Below are 26,647 nucleotides of genomic sequence, written 5' to 3' on the forward strand. Positions count from 1 at the left end.
GCCATGCTGTGCGTCCGCTCGTAGGCGCGGCCGAATCCGCCGCTCATCAGGAGCGCGTAGGCGATACCGGTCAGCAGGTTGGTCACGGCCAGGGTGGACAGGTTGTTGAAACCCGTGATCCAGGGTGACGCGGCCAGGTAGATGCCGGTGAGGAAGGCCAGCGTCCCGGTGGCCTGCCCCTGCGGTGTGCTCGTCGCACGCTCGGCCATCTCGTGGCGGTGGCGCATCTCGACTATGTCGGGGTGCGTCTCCATGGACGAGTGGGACGACTTGGGTGAGGTTGCCATGGTCTTCACCTCGTGAGGGGTGATCTCGTCTGGAAAACCCCGGGTACCGCGTGCGGGACGACCGAATCGACCGCAATCGGCACCGCCTCGCGACCGCCTGCGCGACAGTGTGGGGGAGCGAGGGCGACGCGGCTTCGACGCGGAGGAGGCAGGGATGCCGGAGACCCCCCAGGGCCCGCTGCGGCTGGCCGTCCTGGAGTGGCTGAAGGACCCGGCCACCCACTTCCCCCGGCAGCGGAACGGCGACCCCGCCGAGGACGGCGTCACGGCCCGCGCGGTCGCCGCGAAGCTCGGAGTGACCCGGCGGGTCGCCGAACGGCACCTCGGCCTGCTCGTCGACCTCGGCCTGCTGCGTACCCGGCGGGTCCGCCGTCGTACGCGCTACAGCCGCGACGAAGTGCGCATCGCGGAAGTCGCCCGGCTGTTCGAGAAGGGCTGGTGAGCGGCCTTCCGGCCGCCGTATCGGCCGCCTCCCCGGGCGCCGGTGCCCCCGGCCCGGGCGCCCGTCACCGCCGGGGCGGCGTGGCGTCACCGGCGGGGCGGGAGGCGTGGGCGCCGGTGCGGACCTCCCGGCAGCGGACGCGGCGAGGCGAACCGAGGCCGGCGCGGGCCTGCCCTGCGCCGGCGCGCGGTGACCGGCCGGAGTCCGGCCGCACGTGTCCGCCCGCGGTGTCCGGCGGCGACGGCCGGCGCGTGACGGCCCGCGTGTCTTCCGGTCCAGCCATGCGCGAGTCCGGCGGAGCACGGTTGCCCCGGTGCGCGCGCCCTCGTGCGCGGGCGCTCTCCCGGGCGGGCGCCTGCCCGTGCGGCGCACACCCGGCATCGCACGCGGCGTCCGTGAGACCCCTGCCGCACCTCCGCGACCCCGGTGACCCGCTTCGGCGAACAGAGGGGCGGGTACAACCCTCGGGCGGCCAGGCCGTACGACACGAAGGGCAGGCGCCATGGACCGTCCCACGCCTCTCGTCCCCCTCCGGTACGTCCCGGTCGGCGGCCACGGCCCCGAAGACGTCGTGGTGGACGGCCGCGGCCGGGTGCTCACCGGCGTGGCGGACGGCCGCATCCTGCGCCTCGACGGCCTGACCGACCCGGCCGGGCCCCGGATCGAGGTGCTGGCCGACACCGGTGGCAGGCCGCTCGGCCTCGAACCGCTCCCCGACGGCGGTCTGCTGGTGTGCGACGCCGTGCGGGGGCTGCTGCGCGTCGGCCCGGACCGCGCCGTCCACGTGGTCGCCGCCACGGTGGCGGGGGAGGGGCTGCGGTTCTGCAGCAACGCCGTCGCCCTGTCCGACGGCAGCGTGTACGTCACCGTGTCCTCCCGCTCCCACCCCTTGGAACACTGGCTCGCCGACATCGTCGAGCACGTCGGCACCGGACGGCTGCTGCGGCTCCCGCCCGACGGTGGCCCACCCGAGGTGCTGCTGGAGGGGCTGCAGTTCGCCAACGGGCTGGCCGCCGGTGCGGGCGAGGCGTTCCTCGTCCTCGCGGAGACCGGTGCCCGCCGGCTCATCCGCTACTGGCTCACCGGCCCGCGCGCCGGTGCCGGCGAGCCCTTCGCCGAGGACCTGCCCGGCATGCCCGACAACCTCTGGCGCGCAGGCGGCGGCGGGCCGATCTGGGTGGCGCTGGCCGGGCCGCGCGTGCCCCCGCTGGAGCTGCTGCACCGCGGTCGTCCCGCCCTGCGGCACGCCGCCGCCCGGTTCGCCGTCCACGCGCCGTACCGGCCCTTCGGCGCGACCGGCGTCCTCGCGGTCGACGACGAGGGCCGGATCGTGCACCACCTCACCTGCCGGCGCCCCCGCTTCCGCATGGTCACCGGCGTCTGTGCGACGGGCGGCAGCCTGGTGCTCGGCAGCCTGTGGGAGCGGGGCGTGGCGGTGTGCCCGGCACCGGCCTGAGGGGAGCGTGTGCGCGTCGTACCGCCCCGGCCGGACGACCGGCCGCCGAGGGATGTGTGATCCGCCACGGCCGTGAGGTCGTCCGGCACGCGGGTCGTGAGATCGTCCGGCACGCGCCGTCAGGGCGAATCCGGGCACAACGGACGGGAAGGGTGAGAAGTCGTTGTGAAGGTCCGGCCCGCTCCCACGGGCCGTGCGGCCGGACGGGCCCCGGGCCGGGTGCCGCGCCGCCGCGAACGTCGGCGCCGGTGTGGCGACGGCGCCGGGCACGGCGCCGCGTCCGCCGGGGCCCTACCGGTCGCAGTGCCGGGGCGGGGGTGCGAGACACTCACCCCGGCGTAGTAAGACTGCCTTCAGCACTGTCGACCCACCCGAGCAGAATCTGGATCCCATGAGCGCCATCTCCGTCGGTCAGGCCGTCATCCTCGGAGCCGTCGAGGGGGTGACAGAATTCCTCCCCGTCTCCTCCACCGGCCACCTGAAGATCACGGAGGGGCTGATGGGGATCCCCGTCGACGACGACGCCGTCGTCGGCTTCTCCGCCGTCATCCAGGTCGGCGCCATCGCCGCCGTGCTCGTGTACTTCTTCAAGGACATCGTTCGCATCGTCTCGGCCTGGTTCCGGGGACTGCGCGACCGGGAGGAGCGCTACCACCACGACTACAAGTTCGCCTGGTGGGTGATCTACGCCACTCTTCCGATCGTCGTCGTCGGTCTTGCCGCCAAGCCCCTCATCGAGGGCCCGCTCGCCTCCCTGTGGGTGGTCGCCGGGTCGCTGATCGTCGGCAGCGGTGTGATGTGGGCGGCGGACCAGATGGGCCGGCACAAGCGGGGTGAGGACGACACCTCCTTCAAGGACGCGATGCTGGTCGGCAGTTCCCAGATCCTCGCCCTGCTCTTCCCCGGCTTCTCCCGTTCCGGCGCCACCATGTCCACCGCGCTCGTCCTCGACCTCGACCGCGTGGCCGCCACCCGGCTGTCCTTCTTCCTGGGGATCCCCGCCCTGACCGGTGCCGGCCTGTACGAACTGAAGGACGCGCTGGGGACGGGCGCGGGCGCGGTGCCGCTGGCCGTCGGCACGGTCGTCTCCTTCGTGGTGGCGTACGCCTCCATCGCCTGGCTGCTGAAGTTCGTCGCCAAGCACTCCTTCAACGCCTTCGTCGTGTACCGGATCGTCATCGGCGTACTGCTTCTCGGCCTGCTGGGGACGGGGATCGTCGACGCCTGACCGGCGCTCCTCCGCTGGGTGCGCGGCCGGTGCCCGGGCCCCCGCGCGCCCCGTGGTCCCCTCCCCGGGTCCGTCGCGGGTCCGGGGCGTCCCGCCGACGCCCGGTCAGCGGCGCGGTGCCGCCCTGCCGGCCCTGCGTCGCAGCGCCAGGCACACCGCTCCCGCACTCAGCCCGGCGGCGCCCGCGATCGCGCCCGTCTCCGGCCAGTCCGACTGCTCGGCGGCCACGTCCGGTGGGGCGGACGGCGGGGCAGGGCGGCGGGCCGGCCCTGAGCGCGGGCGGGGGCTCACCGCGGGCCGCTGGGCGTTCAGTGACCCGACAGGATCGACGTGGCCGGCGGCGGCGAACCCCCAGTCGAGCAACTCGCGGGTCTCCTCGTACACCCGGAGCCCGTCGCCCTCCTGAGGGTTCATCACGGTCGCCACCAGGGTCCGCCCGTTCTGCCGGGCCGCGGCGACGAGTGTGTTGCCCGCCTTGCTGGTGTAGCCGTTCTTGATCCCGAGCAGGCCCGGATACGGCTCCACCCCGTCCGCCCCGGTCAGCAGCCGGTTGGTGTTCCGGATGCCGAACGAGCCCGTGTAACCGGGGAACAGGGAGTACGCCGTGGAGCAGTAGTCGGCGAAGTCGGCGTTGTGCAGCCCCGCCTGCCCGAACAGGGCCAGGTCGTACGCGGAGGACACCTGTCCGTCGGCGTCGTAGCCGTCGGGCGAGACGACGTGGGTGTCGAGGGCGCCCAGGGAGCGGGCCCTGACCTCCATCTGCCGGGCCGTGTGGTTCCAGCCGCCGTTGAGCCGGGCCAGTACGTGCACCGCGTCGTTGCCGGAGTGCAGGAAGACCCCGCGCCACAGATCGGCCACGCTGTACGTCAGCCCCGGGGCGATCCCGACCAGGCTGCTGCCGGCGCCGATGCCTTCCAGGTCCTTCGTCGTGACCGTGTGCCGCAGCCCACTGGGCAGGACGGGCAGCACGGTGAGGGCGAACAGGGTCTTGAGCGTGCTGGCGGGGGGCAGTGGCAGGTGGGCGTCGTGCGCGGCGAGCACCTCGCCGCTGTCGGCGTCGGCCACCAGCCACGACAGCGCGGAGAGATCGGGCAGGTCGGGCGCTTCGGCGTGCGGCCGGACCTGGGTTCCGGAGTGCTGGAGCAGCGACGGCAGCGGTACCGCGTCCTTCGGCCGTGTCGGTGCGGTGGATCCCGACCCGGGCCGGCCCGGGACGGGCCCCGCCGCACCGACACGGCCCGCTGCCGCGCCCGGCGGCGCGAGCGCCAGAACACCCGCCGTACACGCGGCGCAGACCGTCACGGCCGTCCGGAATGCAAAGCCAATCGTCATACCGAGAACGTAGGGAGAACTGGGGGACCGGGCTGACACGGCCGGGGCCGAACGGGGGGCGGGAGCACTCGTATGCGTGAGGCGCACGCCCGCTCGGAGCACACGGGCGGACACGGCCCGCCGGGCAGGACGCGGCACGGGCCCGCCGACATCGACGCCCGTGGTCGGACGGAGGTGACACGGTGCCGGGCAGCCGACGGACAACGGGCTGACGGGCCGGGGCGTGGCACGGCCCGCCGGGCGCGATGGCCCGCCAGTACCGGATGCGGCGGCCGCGGGCGGGCACGGACACCGGCCCGGCGCGCAGGGCGCGCCGGCACGCACCGGACGGCCGGACGGTCCGGGTCAGCCCTTGGGCAGCGTCGGCCGGACCCGGCGCAGGAACGTCGCGTTGTCGGGGGTCTCGCGCAGACGGTTCAGCAGAGTCTCCAGATCGGCCCGGTCGTCGCGGACCTGCAGGGCCCGGCGCAGACCGTGGACCGCCGTCAACTCCGCCGGGGAGTGCAGGAGTTCCTCACGGCGGGTGCCGGAGCGGTTGAGGTCGACGGCCGGGAAGAGCCGGCGGGCGGCGAGCTCGCGGCTCAGGTGCAGCTCCATGTTGCCGGTCCCCTTCAGCTCCTCGTAGAAGAAGTCGTCGGCCCGGGAGCCGGTCTCCACCAGGGCTGTGGCGAGGATGGTCAGCGAGCCGCCCTCCTCGGCCAGGCGTGCGGCGCCGAAGAGCCGCTTGGGGCCGTGCAGCGCGGCCGCGTCGACGCCGCCGCTGAGGGTTCGGCCACCGGCGGCGGCCGCGTTGTTGTGGGCCCGGCACAGCCGGGTCAGGGAGTCGAGCAGGACGACGACGTCCTCCCCGGCCTCGACGAGCCGCCTGGCCCGCTCGACGACGAGGTCGGCGAGGGCTATGTGCTCCCGCGGCGTCCGGTCGAAGGTCGAGGCGAACACCTCGCCGCGCACGGAGCGGCGCATGTCGGTGACCTCCTCAGGACGTTCGTCCAGCAGCACCACCATCAGCCGGCACTCCGGGTGGTTGGCGGTGACGGCGGCCGCGATCTGCTGGATCAGCACGGTCTTGCCGGTCTTGGGCGGGGCCACGACGAGTCCGCGCTGTCCCTTGCCGACCGGCGCGAACAGGTCGGCGACACGCCCGGTCAGGCCGGAGGCGGGGTGTTCGAGGCGGAGCCGCTCGCGCGGGTGCAGCGGGGTCAGGTCGCGGAAGTGGCGGCGGCCCCGGAGCGCGTCCGGGGTCCGGCCGTTGACGCGCGCCACCTCCGTCACGGCACGCTGCGCGCCGTGCACGCCGTCGACCAGGTCGCCCCGGCGCAGGCCGTGGCGGCGGATCAGGGCGGCGGAGACCTGAGGGTCCGAGGGGGAGGGCAGGCAGTGGCCGGCGCGCAGGTGGCCCTTTCCGCCCGCGTCGATGTCGAGGACACCGGTGACGAGCTGGGCCGCCGGGGGCTGCTGTTGGACGGGGGGACGGTCGAGTGCAATGGTCATACGGAAACGTCCTTTCGCGGACGGTGGGAAGTGGCTGAGCTGGGAAGGGGGAAAAAGCGCCGGCCCGGAGACTGCGGACACGCCGCCTCGGCGGCACGGAAGACCCACCTCGCACGGGCGGAGGCTCGAACCCGGGGAACCTCGAACGCGTACGTCCCCGGCATGGCGGAAAAGCGCCGTCGGGGAGGCCGACGAAGTGGCGAGGGGGCCGATCGCCCGACCCGCGAGGGCGGGTGGTTCGGCCGGAGAAGGAAGAAGCGCACCGGCGCCCACGAGGGGGCGTACACAGATGCCTGAATGCACTCTACCACGTGGGCATGGACGCGGCCCCGGACCGGCAGCGCCGGGCATCTCGGGAGGTCCTCCGCACCGGGCCGCGGACGGGCGGAATCGACCGGCGTACGCAGCCCACCCGACCGCACGAGCAGGAGTCACCGGGCCTGCTGCTCCACCGCGGGGCGCGATCCGCCGGCGTCCGGGCCCTGACGCCCGGCCGCTTCGACGTGACCCGGCCCCGGGCGGCCGGGAGCCGTCGGGCACCTCACACCCGGACGATGCGCCCACTACTGCCTTGGCGCCCCCCTGGCCGGGGCGGGAGGCCACCGTCGCCCTGGACGCCTCTTCACCGCTTCCCCGGCCTCGAAATGGCCGTGCCCGAACCGCAACCGGCCCGCCACTGCGGCTCCGTCGGCAACAGCGTGCGGACTCCTCGCCGGGAGCCCGACCGCCCGGCGCCTGCGCGCGGCCCGATCCGTACGGCAGGGCCTAAGCTGGGCCGGTGTTCAGTCCAGAAGGCCCGAGTCTGCGCGAGCTCGCCGTCCAGGCACTGTCCTCCGTCGAGCGCGGATACGACCTGCTCGCACCGAAGTTCGACCATACTCCGTTCCGCACGTCGCAGACGCTGCTGAACGCGGTCGCGTCGGCACTGGACCGGATCGGGCCCTTCGACGACGGGCTGGACCTGTGCTGCGGGACCGGAGCCGGGACGGAGATGCTGGCACGGGTGTGCCGGGAGAGCGTCACCGGGCTCGACTTCAGCGCCGGCATGCTCGCCGTGGCCCGGGAGCACGTCCGGGTCGCCGGCCCGCGGATCGCCTGGGTGCGCGGGGACGCCCGTGCCCTGCCCTTCACCGCCGCCTTCGACCTCGTCGTGAGCTTCGGCGCGCTCGGGCACTTCCTGCCCCGCGAACTGCCGAACCTGTTCGCCCGGGTGCACGCCGCGCTGCGCCCCGGCGGTGTGTTCGCGCTGCCCGCTCCCGCGCCGCTCGGCCCCCGCTCCCAGGCGTACTGGACGCTGCTCGGCTTCGACACGGTGATGCGGGTGCGCAACGCGCTGTGGCGGCCGCCGTTCGTCATGTACTACCGCGCCAACCGCTTCGGCGGCGTCCTGCGGGAACTGGAGCGTGCGGGCTTCCGCGTGGAACTCCGCGCGCTGCCCGAGTACGGACGGCGCGCGGACGGCAGCCCGCGGGCCCGGCTGATCGCCGCGCGCAGGCTGCCGTAGCCGTCCGCCGGGTCGTCACCGGTCCGGTCACCCCACGCCGTCATGACCCTGGCGGTACGCCCGGTCCGGGAGCCACCGCTTGCGCCGGAACCCCGCGGTCGGGGGCCGCCCGCGTTCGTGAGCCGGAACCCCGCGGTGGTGGGCCGGAACCGGAATCGACCGGCCTGGGACACGGCCCCGCGCGGTCCCCTGACCGGGACCGGTCCGCGCCCGCAACCCGCGGACGGCGACCCGGGCCGCCGGGCAGCGCGACGCCCGGCGGCCCGGCGCAGCAGCCGTCACAGCGCGCTGTACAGGGCGTCGACCAGCGCCGTCTTCCGGGGGTCGTCGGCGATGTAGGGCCCCATCCGGTTCATGACATAGCCCAGCGACACCGCCGCCTCCGGGTCGGAGAGGCCGCAGGAGCCGCCGAGACCGTCGTGTCCGAAGGCGCGAGGACTGGGTCCGTACGAGCCGTGCGGGCCGCTGAGCCACAGCCCCAGAGCGATCTCCGTCTCGTGCGCGAGGCCGGCGCCCAGCACCAGGTCCCGGCACCTGCCCTGTCCCTCGCGCACCCGCTCCGCCGCCTCCGGCGAGAGCACCCGGCGGCCGCCGTGGGTGCCGCGCCCGGCGAACACGCCGTACAGCGCCGCGACGGCGCGCGCCGTGCCGTGGCCGTTGGCAGCGGGAATCTCGGCGGCCCGCCACTCGGGGCTGTTGGCCCCGGCCGCGCCGACCAAGGGATTCGTCAGGGCCGCGACGGCCACGGGCGGCATCCGGGCGAAGGCCTCCGCCCGCTCGGCGGCGGCCGGATGGGGGGCGTGCACCAGCTCGGCCGCCCGCCCGGCCTCCTTCTCCGGCAGCCCTATGGTGAAGTCGATGCCGAGCGGACCCGTCACCTCGCGCTCCAGGAAGGCACCCGGCAGCAGTCCGGTGATCCGGCGCACCACCTCGCCCACCAGGAAGCCGTACGTCAGGGCGTGGTACCCGGACCGTGTCCCGGGCTCCCACCAGGGCTCGGTGGCCGCCAGCCGCGTGGTGGTCAGCTCCCAGTCGCACAGGTCGGCGAACGAGTGCGGCTCGCGCAGGCCCGCCAGGCCGGCCCGGTGCGACAGCAGGTGCCGGACGAGCACCTTCTCCTTGCCCGCCGCGGCGAACTCAGGCCAGTAGGCGGACACCGGGGCGTCGAAGTCGAGCAGTCCGCGGTCCGCCAGGATGTGGGCGCACAGGGCGACCGGGCCCTTGGTCGTCGACCACACATTGACCACCGTGTCCCGCTGCCACGGCCGGGTGCCTGCGGAGTCGGCCCACCCGCCCCACAGGTCCACCACCGTCTCGCCGTGCAGGGTGACGGCCACGGCGGCGCCGAGTTCGCCCCGTTCCCGGAAGTTCTCCTCGAACGCCGCCCGCACCGCCGAGAAGCGCGTGTCGCAGTGACCGTGAATCCGTGGCTCCCGCCCTGACATGGGCCCTCCGTCGTCCGCCGGGTACCCCGGGCCGCCGTACCGGGCCCGGGCGACCCCGAACATACCGACTGGTCGGACTGCGGGGAAGGCGCAGGATGCGCCGAAACCGGACGACGGCGGGGCGGGGCCCGGGGCGCGTCCCGTCCGCGCCCGGTACCCGGCCCGGCTCAGACGTACGACCGCATCCAGCGGAGCTTCGCCGCGTCCTGGTAGGGGCCGCCGCCCTCGTGGTCGTTGAAGTCGTACACCTCGATCGTCCTGTCCTCGTGGCCCCAGGCGTTGAAGGCCGCGAACACCGTGGACGGCGGGCAGGTCTGGTCCTCCAGCGCCGCCGAGAACAGGGCCGGGGCCCGGCCGCGCGCCGCGAAGTGCACGCCGTCGAAGTAGGACAGCGTGCGCAGGGCGTCCTCGGTGCGCCCGCGGTGGGTCCTCAGGTAGAGGCCGATCTCGCGGTACGGGTGACGGTCCGTCAGCGTCGCCGCGCGCGGGAAGTCGCACAGGAACGGCACGTCCGGTGCGACCGCCGCCAGGTCCGGCACCAGGCCGCCCACCGCGATGGCGATGCCGCCGCCCTGGCTGGCGCCGACCGCCGCGGTCCGGGCGGAGTCCGTCAGCGGGTGGGAGCGCGCCGCCTCCACCGCCCGCACCGCGTCCGTGAACACCCGGCGGTAGTAGTAGTTCTCCGGCGCGTCGATACCGCGGGTCAGGAAACCCGGGTACGCCGGCGCGCCGCCCACCGGGTCGGCGGTGCCGCCCCCGCCGCCCCAGGCGCTGCCCTGACCCCGCGTGTCCATCACGAAGTGCGCGCGGCCCGTCGACGCCCACAGCAGGTGCTCGTGGGGCAGTCCGCGCCCTCCGCCGTAGCCGACGAACTCCACCACCAGCGGCAGCGGCGCGTCGACCCGGGCGGGCAGCGTCAGCCAGCCCTTGACCGGGTGGCCGCCGAACCCGGCGAAGGTCACGTCGTACACCTTCACCGTGGCCAGGCCGGTGTCCACCAGGTCGAAGCGGGCGTCCAGGTCGTAGGCGCGGGCCTCCTGCAAGGTCTTGGACCAGAAGGCGTCGAAGTCGCCCGGCTCGGTGGACGTGCTGCGGTACGTGCGCAGCGCGTCGAGGGCGAGATCGAACAGGGCCATCGGCAACCGCCTTCGGGAAGGGACGCGAGTGATCACACCGTAAGCGGCTGGCCGCGGGTCCGCCAGGTCCCGCCGCGGGCGGAGGTGCGCGGCCGTCCTCCGTGGGCCACGCAGGACACGGCGCGATGCCGGACGACTGACCCGGCGAGCCCATGGAACCCTGCCCGAGCGCCGGGCGTCCGGCCCGGCCCGCGTCAGCCGAAGCGCTCGATCCGGATGCGGTCCACGGGCTGGCCCGCCTCGACCAGCAGCCGCGAGGCGTGTTCGGCGAACGCGTTGGAGCCGCAGACGTACGCCTCCCAGCCGCCCGCGGGCCGCCGCGCCATCAGCGGCGCGAGATGCGCGGCCGTGAGACGGCCCACGGGCGTGCCCGGCGACGCCTCACGGGTGAACACGGCCGTGGTCTCCGCGCCCAGTTCCCCGGCGTAGACGAGCTCCCGGGGGCTGCGCGCCGACACCACCATCCGCAGCGGTACGGACAGCCCCCGCGCGCGGTGGTGCCGCACCATCGACATCAGCGGGACGATGCCGGAGCCCGCGCCGACCAGCAGCGCGGGCCGGTCGCCGGGCCAGGCGAAGAACCCGCTCAGCGGACCCCGCAGCTCCACCTGGTCGCCGGGCCGGGCCACGGTGTGGAACCAGCCGGAGACCTCGCCGTCCGCGACGTGGTCGAGCGTCAGCTCGATGTGCCCGGAGTCGTCGGGGGCCGAGGCGATCGAGTAGTGGCGCTGGGCCACGTAGCCGTCCGGCGCGGTCAGGCGCAGCATCAGGTGCTGGCCGGGCAGGTGCCCCGCCCAGGCGGGCACCGCGAAGCGGAAGGTGGCGACGCGCGGGGTCTCCCGCCGGATGCCGGTGAGCGTGGCCGTCTGCCATGCCGCGGCGGCCTGCGCGCTCACGGCGATGCGCCCGGGCACCGCGAACCGCGCGGGGGGTGTGAAGGTCTCAGTCACCGGAGTACCGCTGCTCCTGCCAGGGGTTGCCGCGGGCGTGGTAGCCGTTGCGCTCCCAGAAGCCCGGCTCGTCGTGGTCGAGGATCCGAAGGCCCGCGATCCACTTGGCGCTCTTCCAGAAGTACAGATGCGGCACCAGCAGGCGCGCCGGTCCGCCGTGCTCGGCGGGCAGTGGCCGGCCGTCGTACCCGAAGGCGATCCAGGCGCGCCCGCCGGTCAGGTCCGCGAGCGGGAGGTTGGCGGTGTACCCGGTGTGGGAGTAGGCGACGGCGTGGGTGGCGGAGGCGTCCGGCCGGACCGCGTCCAGGAACGCGTCCAGTGACACGCCCTCGAACCGCACCCCGAACTTCGACCAGCTCGTCACGCAGTGGATGTCGCCCTCGTACGCCGACGCCGGCAGCGCGTGGGCCTGCCCCCAGTCCCAGGCGCGGGGCTCGGCCACCAGGCCGTCGATGCGGAAGGTCCAGTCCGCGGGCGCGATGTCGGGCGTGACCTCCGCGGACAGCACGGGCCAGTCGTCGCCCGCGTCGTACTGCCCGGGCGGCAGTCCCGGGTTGTGGACGCGCGGGCGTCCGGTGAAGCCTCGGGTGACGTTCATACGGTGGTGCCTCCAGGCCGCCGTGTGCGACGGCCCGCCTTCTCGGGGTCATGCTTGCGTACGAGGATTCAACCGTACGCGCTCGTGAGGGCCGCCTCGGGGCCGCGCCCGGCGGACGCCGGTCAGTCCTCGCGCGGGGGCTGCTCGGGCCACGCGTTGTAGCGCGTGAGGTAGGCCGCGAACCGCTCGAGGTCCTCCTCGGGCCAGCCCGCGAGCCGTTCCCGGAACGCCGCCCGGCGACTGTCGGTGACCTGGCCGAGGATGCGCCGTCCGGTGTCCGTGAGATGGAGCACGGAGACACGGTGGTCCTCCGGGTCCTGGCGCCGCTCGATGAGGGCGGCTCGCTCCAGGGCGGCCACCTGGCGGCTGACGGTGGACTTGTCCAGCACGTAGTGCGCGGCCAGGTCGGTGGCGCGGCAGCCGCCGCGCTCCTCCAGGTGCCCGAGCAGCGTGTACGACACCAGGGACAGCTCGGGGTGCATACGGCCCGCCGAGGCCCTGGCCCGGCGGGCGAAGACCGTCATCTCCCGCTGGATGGTCTCGACGGCCGTCTCCCCGGCGGTCCCGTCACCGGTGACGGCGTGCCCCTCCGCCCTGTCCGGTCCGGCGGCTGCTGTCATGGAAACCTCCCCGACTCTTCCGGTTGTATAGCACAACTGAATGTGAGGTGCAGGTAGCAACCATTGGAGCCCGCGAGTGAACCGCGCGGGCGTCTGGGGCATGGCCCGGCTCTACTCCGCCGGCATCCTCTTCGTCGGCGTCGGCCTGCACCCCTTCCTCAAGCGCTGGACCACGCTCGCGATGACGGTGCTGTTCGTGATGCTCGACTTCACCGGCTCCGGCGGACTGTTCAGGCCCGAACTGCAGAACGGCTTCTTCGGCGCCCTGCACGCGTTCTGGAACGGTGCCGGGTTCGTCGAGGGCGCCTGCAGCCTGCTGTACTTCGGCGGCGACGGCCTCGGCCGCGCGGTGTGGACGATGGTGGTGTGGCTGCCGCTCGGCCTGGCGGTCACCGCGGCCGCAGCGGCCCACGAGCGGACGAGGACACCGGCGGGTCAGGGCGCGCACGCGGGGGTGGCGCGCACGCGGCGGGTGCCGCGCACACGGCGGATGGCGCCCGTTCCGCCTCCGCGCTCCCCGTGCGCGGAGCCGCGGACGGCTGCCGCTCCGCGGAAGCCGAGGAGGTGACCGAAGAGGCCGTCGGCGTCTGAGCGTTGGGGTAAGGTGACCGGCGGTCGGTACGGTCCGGCCGCAGGAAGCCGAGGAGGTGGGACCCATCACCGCTGTGTCAGCCCGGGTGCTCTCACCTCGCCACGGCGCGGATCACCGCCGGTAGGTGACCGCGGGGAGCGCCCCTCGGCCCCGAAAGGTCCCGGCGTCCATGCCTGAGCATCCTTCCTCCCCTTCGTCTCTGCCCTCTCCTTCCGTCACCTGCTTCCCGCCCGCCGCACGGGCCGCGGTCGTCACCGCACTGCGCGCGGCGGGCTGCGTGTTCGCCGAGGACGAGGCGGAGTTGATCCTCGCGGCCGCCCGCACGGCGGGCGAACTCACCGGCCTGCTGGAGCGGCGCGCGCGGGGCCTGCCGCTGGAACTGGTCCTCGGCTGGGCCGCGTTCGACGGTCTGCGCATCACCGTGGAACCCGGGGTCTTCGTGCCCCGGCGCCGTACCGAGTTCCTGGTCGAGCAGGCCGTCGCCCAGGCCCCGGACGCCTCCCTCGTCGTGGATCTGTGCTGCGGCTCGGGCGCGGTGGGCGCCGCGCTGGCCGCCCGGCTCGGCCCGGTCGAACTGCACGCCGCCGACATCGACCCGGCCGCGGTGCGCTGCGCCCGGCGCAACGTCGGCGCCCTCGGGGGCCGGGTCCACGAGGGCGACCTGTTCGAGGCCCTTCCCGCCCGGCTGCGCGGTCGCGTCGACATCCTCGCGGCCAACGTCCCGTACGTCCCCACGGGCGAGGTCGGCCTCCTCCCGCCCGAGGCCCGGGACCACGAACCCCAGGTCGCGCTCGACGGCGGAGCCGACGGCCTCGACGTACTGCGCCGTGTCACCGCCGGCGCACCCGCCTGGCTGGCGCCCGGCGGCTGTCTGCTCGTCGAGACCGGCGAACACCAGGTACCGGCGGCTGTGGAGGCGTTCACCCGGGCGGGCCTGGCTCCGCGCCTGGCCGCCTCGGAGGAGCTGTACGCGAACGTGATCGTCGGCACCCGGACCTGAGGCCCCGGCACGCGGGGTTCCCGACCTGCCCCGCACGGGGCGCCGGGCTCGCACGCACGCCCTGGCCCCGCACGGCGCCGGGCTCGCACGCACGCCGAACCGCGCGCGGCGTGTCCCTCAGTCCTGCTGGGCCGGAGGCTGCGCGCGGGCGATCAGCAGGGCCACGTCGTCGTGGTTGTCCGGCTCGTGCAGGGTGCGCAGCAGGAAGTCGCAGAGCTCCTCCAGCGGGCCCGTGGGAGGGACGGCGAGCAGGGCCAGCAGCTTGCGCAGGCGCTCGTCCAGGGAGTCCCGGCGCGTCTCGACGAGACCGTCGGTGTAGAGCACCAGCTGGTCGCCGGGTTCCAGGTCCACCACCGTGGTGGAGAAGGCGACCCCTCCCACCCCCAGCGGCGCCCCGGTGGGCAGGTCGAGCAGTTCCGGTGCGCGGCCGGCGCGGACCCGTACCGGCGGCAGGTGCCCGGCGTTCGCGATCCGGCACTGCCGCCCGTGCGGGTCGTGGACCACGTACAGACAGGTGGCGATCGCCTCGGTGACGCCGTCGGTGATCCGGTCGAGGTGCTCCAGCAGGCGCGCCGGATCGAGGTCCAGCGAGGCGAGCGTGTTGGTCGCCGTGCGCAGCCGGCCCATCGTGGCGGCGGCGGTGATGCCGCTGCCCATGACGTCACCCACGACGAGCGCCGTCTTGTCGCCCTCCAGCGGGATCACGTCGAACCAGTCGCCGCCCACCTCGCTCGTGGCGCCGGCGGGCTGGTAGCGGGAGGCGACCTCCAGTCCGCCCGTCAGGGAGGGGTGGCTCGGCAGCAGACTGCGCTGCAGAGTGAGGGCGGTGTCGCGGGCGTTCTGGTACCAGCGGGCGTTGTCGATCTGCACGGCCGCGCGGGCGGCCAGCTCCCGGGCCAGCAGCACGTCGTCCTCACTGAAGGGCGACGGATTGCGCGTCCGCTTGAGGTCCAGGGCGCCCAGCACCTCTCCGCGCGCGATCAGCGGCACCGCCAGGTAGGAGTGCACTCCGGCGCGGGCCAGCAGCTCCGCCGCCTCGGCCGAACGGGCGATCCGGGGCAGGTCCTCGTCCTTCACGTGCTCCACGAGCACCGGGCGTCCGGTGCGCACGCACTGCGTGACCAGGCGGTCCGGCGCGTAGCGGGCGATCCCGCCCGGCGGATCGGCCGCCTCCAGCGCCTCCGTCGCGTGGTCCGCCCGGACGGCCAGGGCGCGGATCAGGGCCGGCTCGGCGGGCCGGAGGGTGCTGCGGCGGCCGCCGACCACCGCGTCGAGCAGGTCGACGGCCGCGACGTCGGCGAGTTCCGGCACGGCGACGTCCGCGAGCTCGCGGGCCGTGCGCTCCAGTTCCAGGGTGGTGCCGATCCGGGTGGAGGCGTCGGCGATGAGCGCCAGCCGCTGCCGCGCGGCCTCGGCTTCCCTGCCCGCCCGGTACTGCGCGGTGATGTCGACGACCGACACGGCCACGCCGAGCACGTTCCCGGCGGCGTCCTCCAGCCGGTACAGCGAGAACGACCAGGCGCGGTCCTCGTCCGGGTGCGCGGGCGTCCGGCCGACGGCGGAGAGGTCGACGAGGGGCTCCCCGGTGACCAGGACCCGGCGGGCCCTGGTCTCCAGCGCGTCGGTGTCCCAGTGCGGCAGCACCTCGCGGACCGTGCGGCCGACGTGCTCCGCCGCCGGGACGCCGTCGATCCGTTCCAGGGCCGCGTTGACCGAGACGTACCGCAGCCGGGTGTCCAGGACCGCCAGCCCGATCGGCGACTGCGAGACGATCCGCGCGGACAGCGCCACGTCCCGCTCCAGCTGCCGTACGGTCGACTGGTCGGCGGCCAGCCCGAGCGCGTACACGTCGCCCCGGTCGTCCTCCAGCCGCATGGTGCGGAACTCCACCAGGCGGGTGCTTCCGTCCTTGTGCCGGATGGGGAAGGCGCCCGCCCAGCCGTGGCCGGTCTGCAGGACCTCCGTCCACAGCCGCAGGACCAGGTCCAGGTGCTGTTCGTGCACCATCAGCCGTGCCGCGTACTGCCCGAGGGCCTCCCGCGCGCTGAAGCCGAAGAGCTCGTCGGCCTGCGGACTCCACAGCACGATCCGCCCCTGGGCGTCGAGGACCACCGAGGCCATGCGCAGCACGTCGAGCAGCCCGCTCGGCCGTACCGGCCCGCCCCCGGGCTCGTCGTCCTCCGCCGAGGGAGCCCCGGCTGCAGTCATCCCACGCACCGCCTTCGCCTGTCCGCGAGGCCGCGGTCCTTGTACCGACACACCCTGTTGTACCGCGCCCGCACGACATCCTCGACGGTCCACCGCCCTCCTCCACCATCCCTCAACACGGCGGCGGCCGTCCCGCGGAGTCAGCCGAAGGGCCGCCGCCGGGCCGCGGGGCTCCAGGGGCTGCGCCTCGACGGCGCGAGCGCCCGCAGGTGGTGCCCCTCCGGCGGGAGAGTGCTTTGCTGAGTGTGGGGTGTGCCGCCGGTGCCGCCCCCGTGGTACGGCGGCGCGGCCACGGAAGGAGCGATCACGATGGACAGTGAGCGACCGCACCGGGAGCCCGTCTCGGTGGAGCTGAGCGGATGCAGCAAGGAGGACGCGCGGGTCGTGTTCGACGCCCTGTGCGCCTGCTTCACCTCCGACCGGTGCGAGGAGGACGTGCCGCGTGAATACCACGAGGTGCGCCCGACCGTGTGGCTGGGCACCTTCAACGTCGCCGAGGAGCACGGGGAGTGCGGCCCCACCCGGCTCGGGGCGTCGGTGACGGCGGACCTGCAGGGCCCCCACTGCGCGCTCGACCGGTTCCGTACGACCCTCGACGACCTCTTCACGGTGCGCGACCTCAGTGCGGCCTCCGGAGATCAGGAGTGGGATCTGCACCTGCGGCTGGAAAGCCACTGAGGTGACGCGGCCCGTGGTGCTCCCCCGGGCCGCGTCCCGTCGTCCGGCTCCCGCGGGCCGTGGCCTCCCGAGCGCGTCGAAACCACCTCCGCCCGATTGTGCAACTAGTTGCACAAAGCTGGTGGCGTCCTCTACAACTACAGGGACGACACCGCGTACGGAGGGGCCGATGAGCCGTTACCCGCACCTGCTGAGCCCGCTCGACCTGGGCTTCACCACGCTGCCGAACCGCGTCCTCATGGGCTCCATGCACGTCGGCCTGGAGGAGGCCGAGCGCGGCTTCGAGCGGATGGCGGCGTTCTACGCCGCCCGGGCCCGCGGGGGAGTGGGACTGATCGTCACCGGCGGCATCGCGCCCAACGACGAGGGGCGGCCCTACCCCGGCGGCGCGAAGCTGACCACCGAGGAGGAGGCCGCGCCGCACGCCGCGGTCACCGCCGCGGTCCACCGCGAGGGCGGCCGGATCGCCCTGCAGATCCTCCACTTCGGCCGGTACGCCTACCACCCCGACCTGGTCGCCCCCAGCCCGCTGAAGGCGCCGATCAGCCCCTATCCGCCCCGGGAGCTCACCGACGAGGACGTCGAGCGGACCATCGGCGACTACGTCCGCACCGCCCGCCTCGCGCGGCAGGCGGGCTACGACGGCGTCGAGATCATGGGCTCCGAGGGCTACCTCGTCAACGAGTTCGTCGCCGCGCCGACCAACCACCGCACCGACCGCTGGGGCGGCTCGTACGACAACCGCATGCGCTTCCCGGTCGAGATCGTCCGCCGGGTGCGCGAGGCGGTCGGTGAGGACTTCATCGTCATCTACCGGCTGTCCATGCTGGACCTGGTACCGGGCGGCTCCACGCTGGACGAGGTGATCACCCTCGCCAAGGCGGTCGAGGCCGCCGGAGCCACCATCATCAACACCGGCATCGGCTGGCACGAGGCCCGTATCCCCACCATCGCGACGTCGGTGCCGCGCGGCGCCTACACCTGGGTCACCAGGAAGCTCATGGGCGCGGTCTCCGTCCCGCTGGTGACGACCAACCGCATCAACACACCCGAGCTGGCCGAGCAGTTGCTCGCCGACGGCTGCGCGGACATGGTGTCGATGGCTCGCCCCATGCTTGCCGACCCCGACTTCGTCGCCAAGGCCGCCGCCGGCCGGCCCGAGGCCATCAACACCTGCATCGGCTGCAACCAGGCCTGCCTGGACCACACCTTCAGCGGCCGGCTCACCTCCTGTCTCGTCAACCCGCGCGCCTGCCACGAGACCGAGCTCGTGCTGTCCCCGACCCGGCGGCGCAAGCGCGTCGCCGTGGTCGGCGCGGGCCCCGCCGGCCTCGCCTGCGCCGTCAGCGCGGCCGAGCGCGGCCACGACGTCACCCTGTTCGACGCCGCGAGCGAGATCGGCGGGCAGCTCAACGTCGCCCGGAAGGTGCCGGGCAAGCAGGAGTTCGACGAGACCCTGCGCTACTTCCGCCACCAGCTCGGCGAACACGGCGTCGACGTACGGCTGGACACCCACGTGACCGCGGACGACCTCGGCGGCTACGAGGAGGTCGTCGTCGCCACCGGCGTCACGCCGCGCACCCCCGACATCCCCGGCGTCGACCATCCCCGCGTCCTCGGCTACCTCGACGTGCTGCGCGACGGCGCCCCCGTGGGTGACCGGGTGGCGATCCTCGGTGCGGGCGGCATCGGCTTCGACGTCGCCGAGTACCTCACCGACGGCGGCGAGAAGGCCGACGAGGACCCGGCGACGTACTTCCGGCACTGGGGCGTCGACATGCACTACCGCACGCCCGGCGGGCTCACCGCACCGGAGCGGCCCGCCCCGCCGCGCACCGTGCACCTGCTGCAGCGCAAGGCCACCAAGGTCGGCGCGGGCCTCGGCCGGACCACCGGCTGGATCCACCGCACCGAGCTCAAGCACCGGGGCGTCACCATGGTGCCGGGCGTGCGCTACGACCGGATCGACGACGCGGGCCTGCACATCACCGTCGACGGCGCCGGAACCGTCCTGGAGGTCGACACCGTCGTGCTGTGCACCGGGCAGGAACCGCGCCGGGAGCTGTTCGACGACCTGATCGCGGCCGGGCGCAGCGCGCACCTCATCGGAGGGGCGGACGTGGCCGCCGAACTGGACGCCAAGCGCGCCATCAAGCAGGGCACGGAGCTGGCCGCCGCCCTGTAGCGCTGCCGCGGTCCGGACGGCACCTCCCTAGGATGACGCCATGTCCCTCCCGCACGCGATCCTCACCGCCCTGCTCGAGAAGCCGTCGTCGGGGCTGGAGCTGACGCGCCGCTTCGACAGGTCGATCGGCTACTTCTGGTCGGCGACGCATCAGCAGATCTACCGTGAGCTGGGGAGACTGGAGGCAGCGGACCTGATCCGCGCCCTGCCGGCCGAGCAGCCGGCCCGCGGGCAGAAGAAGAGCTACGAGGTCCTGCCCGCGGGCCGCTCGGAACTGGCCCGCTGGACGGCCGCGTCCCAGGACCCCAAGCCGCACCGGGACGCGCTGCTGCTGCGGCTGCGTGCCGCCGCCGTGGTCGGAACGGCCGGGCTGCGGAACGACCTCAGGCGCCATCTGGAGCTGCACGAGAGGCAGTTGGCGGAGTACCGCGACATCGAAACGCGGGACTTCCCGCCCGGCAGGGACAGCGCCCAGGACCGGCTGCGGCACCTGGTGCTGCGGGCCGGCATCGACCTGGAGACCTTCTGGACCGGGTGGCTCGCGCACGCGCTGGAGGAGTTCGCCGAACTGCCCGGCGGGGACCGCCCGGGCGGGACGACCGCCGACGCGGACGCGGACGCGGGCGAGGACGCGGGCCGCGGCTCGGCGACGGGGGCCGCGGGAGCGACGGCGGACACCGGCGTGACCGAGGGCGCCGGGACGGCCTCCGATCCCGACGCGTAGGCCGGCGCTCGGCGGGGCGTCGATCCACGGGCGCGTACCGGCCCTGCGAGGACGCCTTCCGGCCGGAGGGGGTCAGAGCCGGTACGGCCGCGAGCGGCGGCGCAGTACCCAGCCCGTGGCGATCATAGCCGCCGCCACCAGCGTCCCGCCCACCGCGAACGTCATGGTGCCGGACTGCTTCGCGCCGCCGCCCACGTCACCCATCACCCCGAGCGAAGGGGAGGACGTGGCCGAGACCGTCGGCGGGGACGCCGGGACCACCACGGACTGGGTGCCCGCCGTGATGTCGTCCGAGCACAGCACGATGACCGTGTACATGCCCGGCGCGACGCTCCGCCACGTGGCGGCCTGACCGGCCGTCGTCCGCGTCAGGGGCACCTGGCGTCCCTGAGCGAAGGCCACCTGCCCACTGCCGAGCAGCGACGCGGTGCCCCAGCTGCCGTCGACCAGCGTGCAGGCACTGGTGGTGACGGAGACCGTGGAGCCCTGGGCGCTCACCGAGATGTCCGGCCACGCGACGGCCGGACCGGCGGCGGGGCCGGCCGTGAGCGCGACGGCCGCCACAACCGGAACCGAGCGGAGCAGTGGCTGGGGAACGCGCATGAAATCAGTCCTCCGGGCGCACGGTCGGCGGTCCGTCCCGTACACCGCCGGAGATAGGGAAACGCCCGTGCTGCCTCAGGGGCAGCCAACCCCGCCGCACCGCCCCGCGCACGCCGAACGCGTCCAGGCGGGCGACGGGCCGCCAGGCGGTGGGCGCGGGCGTTCCGCCGCTCGGACCCGGCGGCGCCCACCAGGCGCGCGCCGCCGCGAGCAGCCGCTCCCGGACCAGGAGCACGTGCGGGTTGTCGGACGCCCCCGGCCGCTGCGTGAGGGAGGCGGTGTCGATGGGCGGGTCCGAGGGCGACAGCAGCGGCACCAGGGCGCCGGCCTCCGCCGCGTGACAGTGCGGCCGCCCTCCGCGAGCGGGGGCGGCACTGGTGACGTGTTCGGGGCGTTACGTATGCTGAACCACCACCCTGAGGCCGAACGCCGCCGAACACTGGGGGAGTTGCAGGCTGCCGCGCGGCCCCGCTGTCGTCGCTGACGCCGCGCCGGCGCGGGCGGTCGGGGGCCGGAGCCCGGTGGGCCCGGCCCCCGGCTCCCCGCATGGCCTCCTCACCGTCTTCGGGCAGGCGGCCGTCCCCCCGCCCGGACGCGTGCCGCAGGCCCTTCAGACCTTCCGGTAGGTGTAGGCGTCCGCGGCCGCCGCCTCCACCGCGTCGATCCCGCTCCCCGTCGCCGCCGTCACCACCGCCGCGACCGCGCCCTCCACGAACGGGGCATCCACCAGGCGTGTGTCGTCCGGCAGTTCGTCGCCCTCGGCGAGCAGTGCCTTGACGGTGAGCACGGCGCTGCCGAGGTCGGTCAGCACCGCGACCCCGGCGCCCCGGTCCACGGACGCGGCCGCGGCGGAGACCAGTTCCGCGCTGGTGCCCAGTCCGCCGCCCTCGGTGCCGCCCGCCGGTGCCACGGGCACCGCCTCAGCGCCGCTCGCCAATCCCTTCGCCAGCTCTGCCACCGACGTGGCCACCTGCGCGCTGTGCGACACCAGCACGATACCGACCAGTCTCTGGTTCTTGTCGTCACTCACCGTCGGCCTCCGCGGCTTGGGACAGTCCTGCGATCAGCAGTGCGGACGAGGTCGCGCCCGGGTCCTGGTGCCCGACGCTGCGTTCGCCCAGGTAACTCGCGCGGCCCTTGCGGGCCAGCATCGGGATGGTGGCCTCGGCCCCCTCCTCGGCGGCGCTCCGCGCGGCGGCGAAGCCCTCGCCGAGCGCGTCCACGGCCGGCACCAGCGCGTCGATCATGGTCTTGTCGCCCGGCTTGGCCCCGCCCAGGGTCATCACCCCGTCCACACCCGCCCGCAGCGCCTCGGCGAGCTGTTCCTCGCTCACCCCGGCGGCGTCACCGAGCGCCTTGCCGGCGCGCCGCAGCAGCGTGCCGTACAGCGGGCCGGACGCGCCGCCGACCGTCGAGATCAGCCGGCGCCCGGCGAGGACGAGGACCGCGCCGGGCGTGTCCGGCTCCTCGTCTTCCAGGGCCGTACGGACGGCGGTGAATCCGCGCTGCAGATTGGCGCCGTGGTCGGCGTCGCCGATGGGCGAGTCGAGGGCGGTGAGACGGTCCGCCTCACGGTCGACGGACGCGGCGGTCGCCGTCATCCAACGGCGGAAGAATCGGGCGTCGAGCACGGGAACTCCTTGCGTCGTAGGTACCTCGGGCGCGTCCGGGGACGGGCCGCCACCGTCGCCGTGTCACATGCCCCAGCGCAGGCCCGGCGTTTTCACCGGGGCGTCCCACAGCCTCAGCAGTTCCTCGTCGGCCTGGCACAGCGTGACCGAGGCGCCCGCCATGTCGAGGGAGGTGACGTAGTTGCCGACCAGCGCGCGGGCGACCGGCACACCCCGCGCCGCGAGCACCCGGTGCACCTCGGCGCTGAAGCCGTACAGCTCCAGCAGCGGGGTCGCGCCCATGCCGTTGACCAGCAGCAGTACGGGATTGCGCGGGCTCATGTCCTCCAGAATCGCGTTCACCGAGTAGTCGGCGATCTCACCCGAGGTCATCATCGAACGCCGCTCCCGGCCCGGTTCGCCGTGGATGCCGACTCCCAGCTCCAGCTCGCCGGACGGCAGGTCGAAGGTCGGGCTGCCCTTGGCCGGGGTGGTGCACGCGCTCAGCGCGACGCCGAAGCTGCGGGAACTCTCGTTGACCTGCCGGCCTATCGCCTCCACCCGCTCCAGCGGCTGCCCCTCCTCGGCGGCGGCACCGGCGATCTTCTCCACGAACAGCGTCGCGCCGGTGCCGCGCCGGCCGGCCGTGTACAGGCTGTCGGTCACCGCCACGTCGTCGTCGACCAGCACCTTCGCGACCTGGATGCCCTCGTCCTCGGCGAGTTCGGCCGCCATGTCGAAGTTGAGCACGTCCCCGGTGTAGTTCTTGACGACGAACAGCACGCCGGCACCGCTGTCCACGGCCGCCGCGGCGCGCAGGATCTGGTCGGGCACCGGCGAGGTGAACACCTCGCCCGGGCAGGCCGCCGACAGCATCCCGGGGCCCACGAACCCGCTGTGCAGCGGTTCGTGCCCCGAGCCGCCGCCGGAGACGAGGGCGACCTTCCCGGCCACCGGGGCGTCCCGCCGTACGATCACCCGGTTCTCGACGTCGACGGTCAGCTCGGGATGGGTGGCGGCCATGCCGCGCAGCGCGTCCGCGACCACGGATTCCGCGACGTTGATGAGCATCTTCACGGCTGCCTCCTGATGAGCCGGGCGGGCGATGTCGGTCTGGCGCTTGTCGATGAGGTCGGGTGCGGTCCGGACGGAGGGGCGCGGGCCGTCGCAAGGCAGGCCGACGGAAAGCGCGCCAGGGGCGGCTCAGCGGGTGCGTCCACCCGCTCTCCGCAGTATCGGCCTTGCGGCGGCGCTGGTCACCTGTACGACTGCACCGGAGGCACGGACGCGCTCAGTCCGGTGTCACCTCGAACCCGCCGCGGCCGTCGAACCGCACGTCGAAGACGGCGTCGAAGCCGTCGCCGGGACCGGGCCGGCGCAGCCGTACCAGCGTCGCGCGGACGCCGACGTCCGGCACCCGGGCCCGGCCCGGGCGTGCCGCGTTGCGTTGCAGCGAGGCCTGCGCGTCGGGCGGGAACCAGTACGCGAGGACGGTGGCGCCGTGGGCGCGTCCCGCCTCGATCAGCGGGCGCCACTCGTCGGGGGAGGGGTTGGTGTTGTCCACCGCCACCGACCTGCCCTCGGCCAGGGCCTGCCGGACCAGCCGCATCTGCCGGGCCTGCTTGCGCCGTGCGCTGCGCGGGAAGAGATCCTTGCTCACCAGGTCGAAGCGGTCCGCCAGCCGCCGCCGGTAGAAGGTGGTCTTGCCCGACGCCTGCAGTCCGATCAGCACGGCCAGCTCCGTCACCGTGCGCCCCACGCTCAGCCCCTCGTCGATGTCGGCCCGCCCCGCCCGCGGCTAGCCGCGCCCCGAGTGCCCCGCCGCGCCCACGCCACACACGCGGGGGTGTCACCTCGACCGGGGCGCCAGCTCCGTCCGGATGAGACCTCAGCCGGGGTGGCGACCGGAACGCCTCAGCCGGGATGGTGAGGCAGTCGTTCCCAGACCATCTGCCCGACCAGGGCGCCCCCGTGGACCACGAATCCCACGCCGACCAGCCAGGACTCCACCACCAGGACCGTGCCGACGGCTCCGTAACTGACGGCGTTGGTGACGATGAGCGGGGTGAAGACCAGCGACGAGAACGCCCGCAGTCCCACCAGGCCGACCATGGTGGCGAGGGCGCCGGGCAGCAGCTGCCGCCAGCGGACCTGGTCGCCGAGCAGGAAGTGCGGGCCCCACCAGAAGAACAGCACACCGAGCACCACGCTGAGCACCAGCCGGTAGGCGCCCCCGAACAGGGTGCGCGTCTGCACCTGCCCGTACAGGTACACCATCAGCGCGACCAGCCAGACGGCCTGCCGCCAGATCCGGTGCCAGGGCCCGGCGGGCAGCCGCCACACCCGCTCGTAGCCGTTCTGCACGCTCGCGCCGAACGACACACCGAACAGGGCCAGCAGCAGACCGCCCCACACGCTGGTGGTGCCGACCACCTCACGCGGCGGGCTGAAGACGTCCGACAACACCGCGGCGGACCGGCCGGACAGCTCCATGCCGTCCACCAGCCACAGCGCGAACCCGCCCTGCCGCAGGGGGTCCGCCGCCGCCACCACGATCAGCAGCGGGGCCAGCGTCACCAGCGCGAGCGTGGCGAAGCCCAGGGCCCGGTGCATCAGCTCCAGTTCCCGGCCGCGCCGGCGGAGGTCGGACGCGAACGAGCGGAGCGCCGGCCGGCGGGGTGCCGGCCCCCGGTCGTTCACCGCGCCCGCCCGCCAGGCCGCGGCGCAGGGCCGGGAGGACGCGACATCAGGCGGTACATGGCGACGGGCCTCCTCCCGGACTCCGGGTGACCGGCGCACGGCCGCGCCGTCCCATCATCGTCCACGTGCCCACCGGGGCGCACCCGGGCGCCCACCCGGGTCCGGACATGCCGAAGGGCCCGAGCACAGGGCCCGGACCCCTCTCCGTCACCCAAGCGGTCGCCCCGCGGCCGGCCGGCCGGGGCGCGCCCCGCGGCCTCACATCCCCCGCGCGGCTGCCTCACGGTGGCGTCAGCTGCGGCCGCCCGACCCGCCACTGCCGAAGGATCCGCTGCTGCCCCCGTCCCAGCGGGGGCGCTGCTGCGTCGGGCTGGTCCGGGACGCGACGTTGCCGTGGCCCTTCATCCGGTGCGGGGTCAGACGGTCACGGCTCCTGGGCACCTCGTCGGGCTCACGGTTCTCCAGCACCTCGTGGACCGGGCCCCCCTCCGGCAGCCTCGGCTGCTCCTCCGGGCGCGGCGGGCCGGGTTCGCGGCGCCGGATCCGGACACCCATCCAGAAGGCCCCGATCAGCAGTGCCACCACGACCAGGCCCGCGACCAGCGGGCCGATGCCGACCATGAGGTCCCGGGCGACGGCGAGGTTCAGTGATGCGCTCATGGCGGGCGGGTACCCCAGGCCCGCCGCCGCGAACCGATCAGTCCGACCGGGCCCGCCGGGTCGCCGAACGGTTCGCCTTGCGGACGGTGTCCAGCAGCTCCTCCTTCGGCATGCGTGACCGCCCCTCCACGCCCAGGCGCCGGGCGAGGTCGTACAGGTGCTGTTCGGAGGCGTTCTCGTCGACGCCTTCGCCACTGCGCCCGCCCTGCTGCCGAGACCGGGCCGACCGCCGGTCCGAGGGCCCCTTCCGGCCGCCCTCCTTGCGGTCCCAGTGGTCGCCGACCTTCTCGTACGTGTGCTTCGGCGCGCCGTACGCCACCCGGTGCGCGCGTTCGCCCTCGCCGTACTCCACCGCCGAGTCGTGGGCCCTGCTCCAGGTGCGCTGCGCCTCCTCGGGCGAGCGCTCCGGCGTCGACGCCACCTCCTGTCGTCCGGGCACGGTCCACCTCCGCATCGTCCGGTCCCGCAGGCCGGGCGAGGGCCCTCGACGGCGGGCGAAAAACGGCCGGAACCCTTGGGAACACTGGGTTTGGCGGGTTCGGGACCGGCAACCCGCGCCCTGTGACTACCTCGACATCGCAGCAGGAACTCATCCGGTTCCTGGAGGACCGTTTCGCATGTGCGCAGGCGTGCACGGACTGCGCCAGGGCGTGCGCGCTGCGCGCCAGCCTGGTCGATCCGGGCGGAACCGAGGACCAGGAACTCGTCCGCCGCAAGGGCATCATGTGCGCGGAGGTGTGCGACGCGACCTGCCGCATGCTCTCCGAGCAGAACAGCCAGGACGAGGCCGGCCTCCGCGTCCAGCTGGAATGGTGCCGGACCGTCTGCCTGGAGACCGCGCACGTCTTCGACCCCTACCCGGAGGCCGAGAAGACCGCTGCCGCCTGCCGGGCCGCCGCCCGCGCCTGCTCGGAGTTCATGGCGACGCTGAAGTGACCGGGGAGCGTCGGCCTGTCGCGCCGGCGACGTGACCTCCAGCGACCCGGGACAGGGGCGTCCCGGGCCGGGCTCGGCCGCCGCGGCCCGGAGCGTCGTGCGCCGGGACGACCACCACCGGCCCCCACAGGGCCGGCGCCGGTCACCCGCCGGCCACGGACCGCCTGCACCCCCCCCGCGCCGCGCGCGCCACGCCGCGTCCGGCGCGCCGCCGGCAACGAGTCCCCGGCCGGTCCGGCGGCCTCCACCCGGCTCGGACACC

Annotated in this window: 27 protein-coding genes and 1 pseudogene; 10 read left to right on the forward strand and 18 right to left on the reverse strand. The window is 74.5% G+C overall.

Going from position 1 to position 26,647, the window contains the following annotated elements:
• On the reverse strand, positions 1-254 hold a 254-nt coding region (locus tag ACWDNY_RS19585), incomplete at its 3' end, for an SPW repeat protein (RefSeq protein ID WP_451647075.1).
• Positions 255-441: 187 nt separating this feature from the next.
• Between ACWDNY_RS19585 and ACWDNY_RS19590 the strand changes: the two genes are divergently transcribed.
• The 3 genes from ACWDNY_RS19590 (at position 442) to ACWDNY_RS19600 (ending at position 3,413) form a co-directional block, all read left to right on the forward strand.
• Positions 442-729: an ArsR family transcriptional regulator gene (locus ACWDNY_RS19590; RefSeq protein WP_451647031.1), complete on the forward strand. Its 288-nt coding sequence runs from the start codon at positions 442-444 to the stop codon at positions 727-729.
• A gap of 502 nt (positions 730-1,231) precedes the next feature.
• On the forward strand, positions 1,232-2,185 hold the full coding sequence (locus ACWDNY_RS19595) for an SMP-30/gluconolactonase/LRE family protein (RefSeq protein ID WP_451647032.1): 954 nt from the start codon (positions 1,232-1,234) through the stop codon (positions 2,183-2,185).
• Between the two features lie 391 nt (positions 2,186-2,576).
• Complete coding sequence (locus ACWDNY_RS19600; RefSeq protein WP_451647033.1) at positions 2,577-3,413, forward strand: undecaprenyl-diphosphate phosphatase; 837 nt, start codon at positions 2,577-2,579, stop codon at positions 3,411-3,413.
• A 105-nt stretch (positions 3,414-3,518) separates the two neighbouring features.
• Here ACWDNY_RS19600 and ACWDNY_RS19605 read toward each other — a convergent pair whose 3' ends face one another.
• Complete coding sequence (locus ACWDNY_RS19605) at positions 3,519-4,745, reverse strand: D-alanyl-D-alanine carboxypeptidase family protein (protein WP_451647034.1); 1,227 nt, start codon at positions 4,743-4,745, stop codon at positions 3,519-3,521.
• A gap of 345 nt (positions 4,746-5,090) precedes the next feature.
• Entirely contained in the window at positions 5,091-6,236 is a 1,146-nt protein-coding gene (gene rho, locus ACWDNY_RS19610) for a transcription termination factor Rho (RefSeq protein WP_451647035.1), read from the reverse strand.
• A gap of 778 nt (positions 6,237-7,014) precedes the next feature.
• Between rho and ACWDNY_RS19615 the strand changes: the two genes are divergently transcribed.
• The gene (locus tag ACWDNY_RS19615) at positions 7,015-7,740 is read left to right on the forward strand and encodes a class I SAM-dependent methyltransferase (RefSeq protein WP_451647036.1); all 726 of its coding nucleotides are present in this window, start codon (positions 7,015-7,017) and stop codon (positions 7,738-7,740) included.
• A 278-nt stretch (positions 7,741-8,018) separates the two neighbouring features.
• Here ACWDNY_RS19615 and ACWDNY_RS19620 read toward each other — a convergent pair whose 3' ends face one another.
• From ACWDNY_RS19620 to ACWDNY_RS19640, 5 genes are all read right to left on the reverse strand, one after another.
• Positions 8,019-9,185: a serine hydrolase domain-containing protein gene (locus tag ACWDNY_RS19620; protein WP_451647037.1), complete on the reverse strand. Its 1,167-nt coding sequence runs from the start codon at positions 9,183-9,185 to the stop codon at positions 8,019-8,021.
• 167 nt (positions 9,186-9,352) lie between these two features.
• The gene (locus ACWDNY_RS19625) at positions 9,353-10,321 is read right to left on the reverse strand and encodes an acetylxylan esterase (RefSeq protein ID WP_451647038.1); all 969 of its coding nucleotides are present in this window, start codon (positions 10,319-10,321) and stop codon (positions 9,353-9,355) included.
• Positions 10,322-10,515: 194 nt separating this feature from the next.
• Positions 10,516-11,271, reverse strand: a complete 756-nt coding sequence (locus tag ACWDNY_RS19630; protein ID WP_451647039.1) for a ferredoxin reductase — start codon at positions 11,269-11,271, stop codon at positions 10,516-10,518.
• Positions 11,264-11,869: a sulfite oxidase-like oxidoreductase gene (locus ACWDNY_RS19635; protein ID WP_451647040.1), complete on the reverse strand. Its 606-nt coding sequence runs from the start codon at positions 11,867-11,869 to the stop codon at positions 11,264-11,266. Before ACWDNY_RS19635 ends, ACWDNY_RS19630 begins: the two co-directional genes overlap by 8 nt.
• 122 nt (positions 11,870-11,991) lie before the next feature.
• Positions 11,992-12,489: a MarR family winged helix-turn-helix transcriptional regulator gene (locus tag ACWDNY_RS19640; RefSeq protein WP_451647041.1), complete on the reverse strand. Its 498-nt coding sequence runs from the start codon at positions 12,487-12,489 to the stop codon at positions 11,992-11,994.
• A gap of 76 nt (positions 12,490-12,565) precedes the next feature.
• Here ACWDNY_RS19640 and ACWDNY_RS19645 point away from each other — a divergent pair, with 76 nt between their 5' ends.
• Positions 12,566-13,057: a hypothetical protein gene (locus ACWDNY_RS19645; protein ID WP_451647042.1), complete on the forward strand. Its 492-nt coding sequence runs from the start codon at positions 12,566-12,568 to the stop codon at positions 13,055-13,057.
• Between the two features lie 193 nt (positions 13,058-13,250).
• Positions 13,251-14,081, forward strand: coding sequence for a putative protein N(5)-glutamine methyltransferase (locus ACWDNY_RS19650; protein ID WP_451647043.1), 831 nt, complete (start codon positions 13,251-13,253; stop codon positions 14,079-14,081).
• Positions 14,082-14,198: 117 nt separating this feature from the next.
• Here ACWDNY_RS19650 and ACWDNY_RS19655 read toward each other — a convergent pair whose 3' ends face one another.
• Positions 14,199-16,289 carry a SpoIIE family protein phosphatase gene (locus ACWDNY_RS19655; protein WP_451647044.1) on the reverse strand — a complete coding sequence of 697 codons (2,091 nt, stop codon included), beginning with the start codon at positions 16,287-16,289 and terminating at the stop codon, positions 14,199-14,201.
• A 309-nt stretch (positions 16,290-16,598) separates the two neighbouring features.
• On the opposite strand from ACWDNY_RS19655, the gene ACWDNY_RS19660 reads away from it, so the two are divergent.
• The 3 genes and pseudogenes from ACWDNY_RS19660 to ACWDNY_RS19670 all read left to right on the forward strand — a co-directional run.
• Complete coding sequence (locus ACWDNY_RS19660; RefSeq protein WP_451647045.1) at positions 16,599-16,967, forward strand: hypothetical protein; 369 nt, start codon at positions 16,599-16,601, stop codon at positions 16,965-16,967.
• Between the two features lie 169 nt (positions 16,968-17,136).
• On the forward strand, positions 17,137-19,152 hold the full coding sequence (locus ACWDNY_RS19665) for an FAD-dependent oxidoreductase (RefSeq protein WP_451647046.1): 2,016 nt from the start codon (positions 17,137-17,139) through the stop codon (positions 19,150-19,152).
• A 40-nt stretch (positions 19,153-19,192) separates the two neighbouring features.
• Positions 19,193-19,744 (forward strand): annotated as a pseudogene (locus ACWDNY_RS19670) (PadR family transcriptional regulator); the annotation flags it as partial.
• Between the two features lie 204 nt (positions 19,745-19,948).
• Here ACWDNY_RS19670 and ACWDNY_RS19675 read toward each other — a convergent pair.
• The 9 genes from ACWDNY_RS19675 to ACWDNY_RS19715 form a co-directional block, all read right to left on the reverse strand.
• Positions 19,949-20,479, reverse strand: coding sequence for a hypothetical protein (locus tag ACWDNY_RS19675; protein WP_451647047.1), 531 nt, complete (start codon positions 20,477-20,479; stop codon positions 19,949-19,951).
• A gap of 4 nt (positions 20,480-20,483) precedes the next feature.
• A complete protein-coding gene (locus ACWDNY_RS19680) occupies positions 20,484-20,795 on the reverse strand; it encodes a hypothetical protein (protein WP_451647048.1) in 312 nt (103 codons plus the stop codon).
• Between the two features lie 294 nt (positions 20,796-21,089).
• Positions 21,090-21,509, reverse strand: a complete 420-nt coding sequence (locus ACWDNY_RS19685) for a PTS-dependent dihydroxyacetone kinase phosphotransferase subunit DhaM (protein ID WP_451647049.1) — start codon at positions 21,507-21,509, stop codon at positions 21,090-21,092.
• Positions 21,502-22,110, reverse strand: coding sequence for a dihydroxyacetone kinase subunit DhaL (dhaL, locus tag ACWDNY_RS19690; RefSeq protein WP_451647050.1), 609 nt, complete (start codon positions 22,108-22,110; stop codon positions 21,502-21,504). Before dhaL ends, ACWDNY_RS19685 begins: the two co-directional genes overlap by 8 nt.
• Positions 22,111-22,173: 63 nt before the next feature.
• The gene (gene dhaK, locus ACWDNY_RS19695) at positions 22,174-23,166 is read right to left on the reverse strand and encodes a dihydroxyacetone kinase subunit DhaK (RefSeq protein ID WP_451647051.1); all 993 of its coding nucleotides are present in this window, start codon (positions 23,164-23,166) and stop codon (positions 22,174-22,176) included.
• 214 nt (positions 23,167-23,380) lie between these two features.
• Entirely contained in the window at positions 23,381-23,848 is a 468-nt protein-coding gene (locus ACWDNY_RS19700) for an AAA family ATPase (protein WP_451647052.1), read from the reverse strand.
• 155 nt (positions 23,849-24,003) lie between these two features.
• Complete coding sequence (locus ACWDNY_RS19705) at positions 24,004-24,702, reverse strand: ribonuclease BN (RefSeq protein ID WP_451647053.1); 699 nt, start codon at positions 24,700-24,702, stop codon at positions 24,004-24,006.
• Positions 24,703-25,080: 378 nt separating this feature from the next.
• A complete protein-coding gene (locus ACWDNY_RS19710; protein ID WP_451647054.1) occupies positions 25,081-25,449 on the reverse strand; it encodes a DUF6479 family protein in 369 nt (122 codons plus the stop codon).
• 37 nt (positions 25,450-25,486) lie between these two features.
• Complete coding sequence (locus ACWDNY_RS19715) at positions 25,487-25,888, reverse strand: ChaB family protein (RefSeq protein WP_451647055.1); 402 nt, start codon at positions 25,886-25,888, stop codon at positions 25,487-25,489.
• Positions 25,889-26,010: 122 nt separating this feature from the next.
• On the opposite strand from ACWDNY_RS19715, the gene ACWDNY_RS19720 reads away from it, so the two are divergent.
• Positions 26,011-26,385 carry a ferredoxin gene (locus ACWDNY_RS19720; RefSeq protein WP_451647056.1) on the forward strand — a complete coding sequence of 125 codons (375 nt, stop codon included), beginning with the start codon at positions 26,011-26,013 and terminating at the stop codon, positions 26,383-26,385.
• The last annotated feature ends 262 nt before the right edge of the window (positions 26,386-26,647 follow it).

It is taken from the genome of Streptomyces sp. NPDC003697, from assembly GCF_053587115.1.

Excerpts from the sequence above, each read along its gene's own strand:
- ACWDNY_RS19655 (WP_451647044.1), bottom strand. The coding sequence starts at position 16,289 with ATGACTGCAGCCGGGGCTCCCTCGGCGGAGGACGACGAGCCCGGGGGC.
- ACWDNY_RS19675 (WP_451647047.1), bottom strand. The coding sequence starts at position 20,479 with ATGCGCGTTCCCCAGCCACTGCTCCGCTCGGTTCCGGTTGTGGCGGCC.
- ACWDNY_RS19640 (WP_451647041.1), bottom strand. The coding sequence starts at position 12,489 with ATGACAGCAGCCGCCGGACCGGACAGGGCGGAGGGGCACGCCGTCACC.
- ACWDNY_RS19705 (WP_451647053.1), bottom strand. The coding sequence starts at position 24,702 with ATGCACCGGGCCCTGGGCTTCGCCACGCTCGCGCTGGTGACGCTGGCC.
- ACWDNY_RS19635 (WP_451647040.1), bottom strand. The coding sequence starts at position 11,869 with ATGAACGTCACCCGAGGCTTCACCGGACGCCCGCGCGTCCACAACCCG.
- ACWDNY_RS19625 (WP_451647038.1), bottom strand. The coding sequence starts at position 10,321 with ATGGCCCTGTTCGATCTCGCCCTCGACGCGCTGCGCACGTACCGCAGC.
- ACWDNY_RS19600 (WP_451647033.1), top strand. The coding sequence starts at position 2,577 with ATGAGCGCCATCTCCGTCGGTCAGGCCGTCATCCTCGGAGCCGTCGAG.
- ACWDNY_RS19665 (WP_451647046.1), top strand. The coding sequence starts at position 17,137 with ATGAGCCGTTACCCGCACCTGCTGAGCCCGCTCGACCTGGGCTTCACC.
- ACWDNY_RS19605 (WP_451647034.1), bottom strand. The coding sequence starts at position 4,745 with ATGACGATTGGCTTTGCATTCCGGACGGCCGTGACGGTCTGCGCCGCG.
- ACWDNY_RS19595 (WP_451647032.1), top strand. The coding sequence starts at position 1,232 with ATGGACCGTCCCACGCCTCTCGTCCCCCTCCGGTACGTCCCGGTCGGC.
- ACWDNY_RS19590 (WP_451647031.1), top strand. The coding sequence starts at position 442 with ATGCCGGAGACCCCCCAGGGCCCGCTGCGGCTGGCCGTCCTGGAGTGG.
- rho (WP_451647035.1), bottom strand. The coding sequence starts at position 6,236 with ATGACCATTGCACTCGACCGTCCCCCCGTCCAACAGCAGCCCCCGGCG.
- ACWDNY_RS19620 (WP_451647037.1), bottom strand. The coding sequence starts at position 9,185 with ATGTCAGGGCGGGAGCCACGGATTCACGGTCACTGCGACACGCGCTTC.
- ACWDNY_RS19660 (WP_451647045.1), top strand. The coding sequence starts at position 16,599 with ATGGACAGTGAGCGACCGCACCGGGAGCCCGTCTCGGTGGAGCTGAGC.
- ACWDNY_RS19710 (WP_451647054.1), bottom strand. The coding sequence starts at position 25,449 with ATGAGCGCATCACTGAACCTCGCCGTCGCCCGGGACCTCATGGTCGGC.
- ACWDNY_RS19650 (WP_451647043.1), top strand. The coding sequence starts at position 13,251 with ATGCCTGAGCATCCTTCCTCCCCTTCGTCTCTGCCCTCTCCTTCCGTC.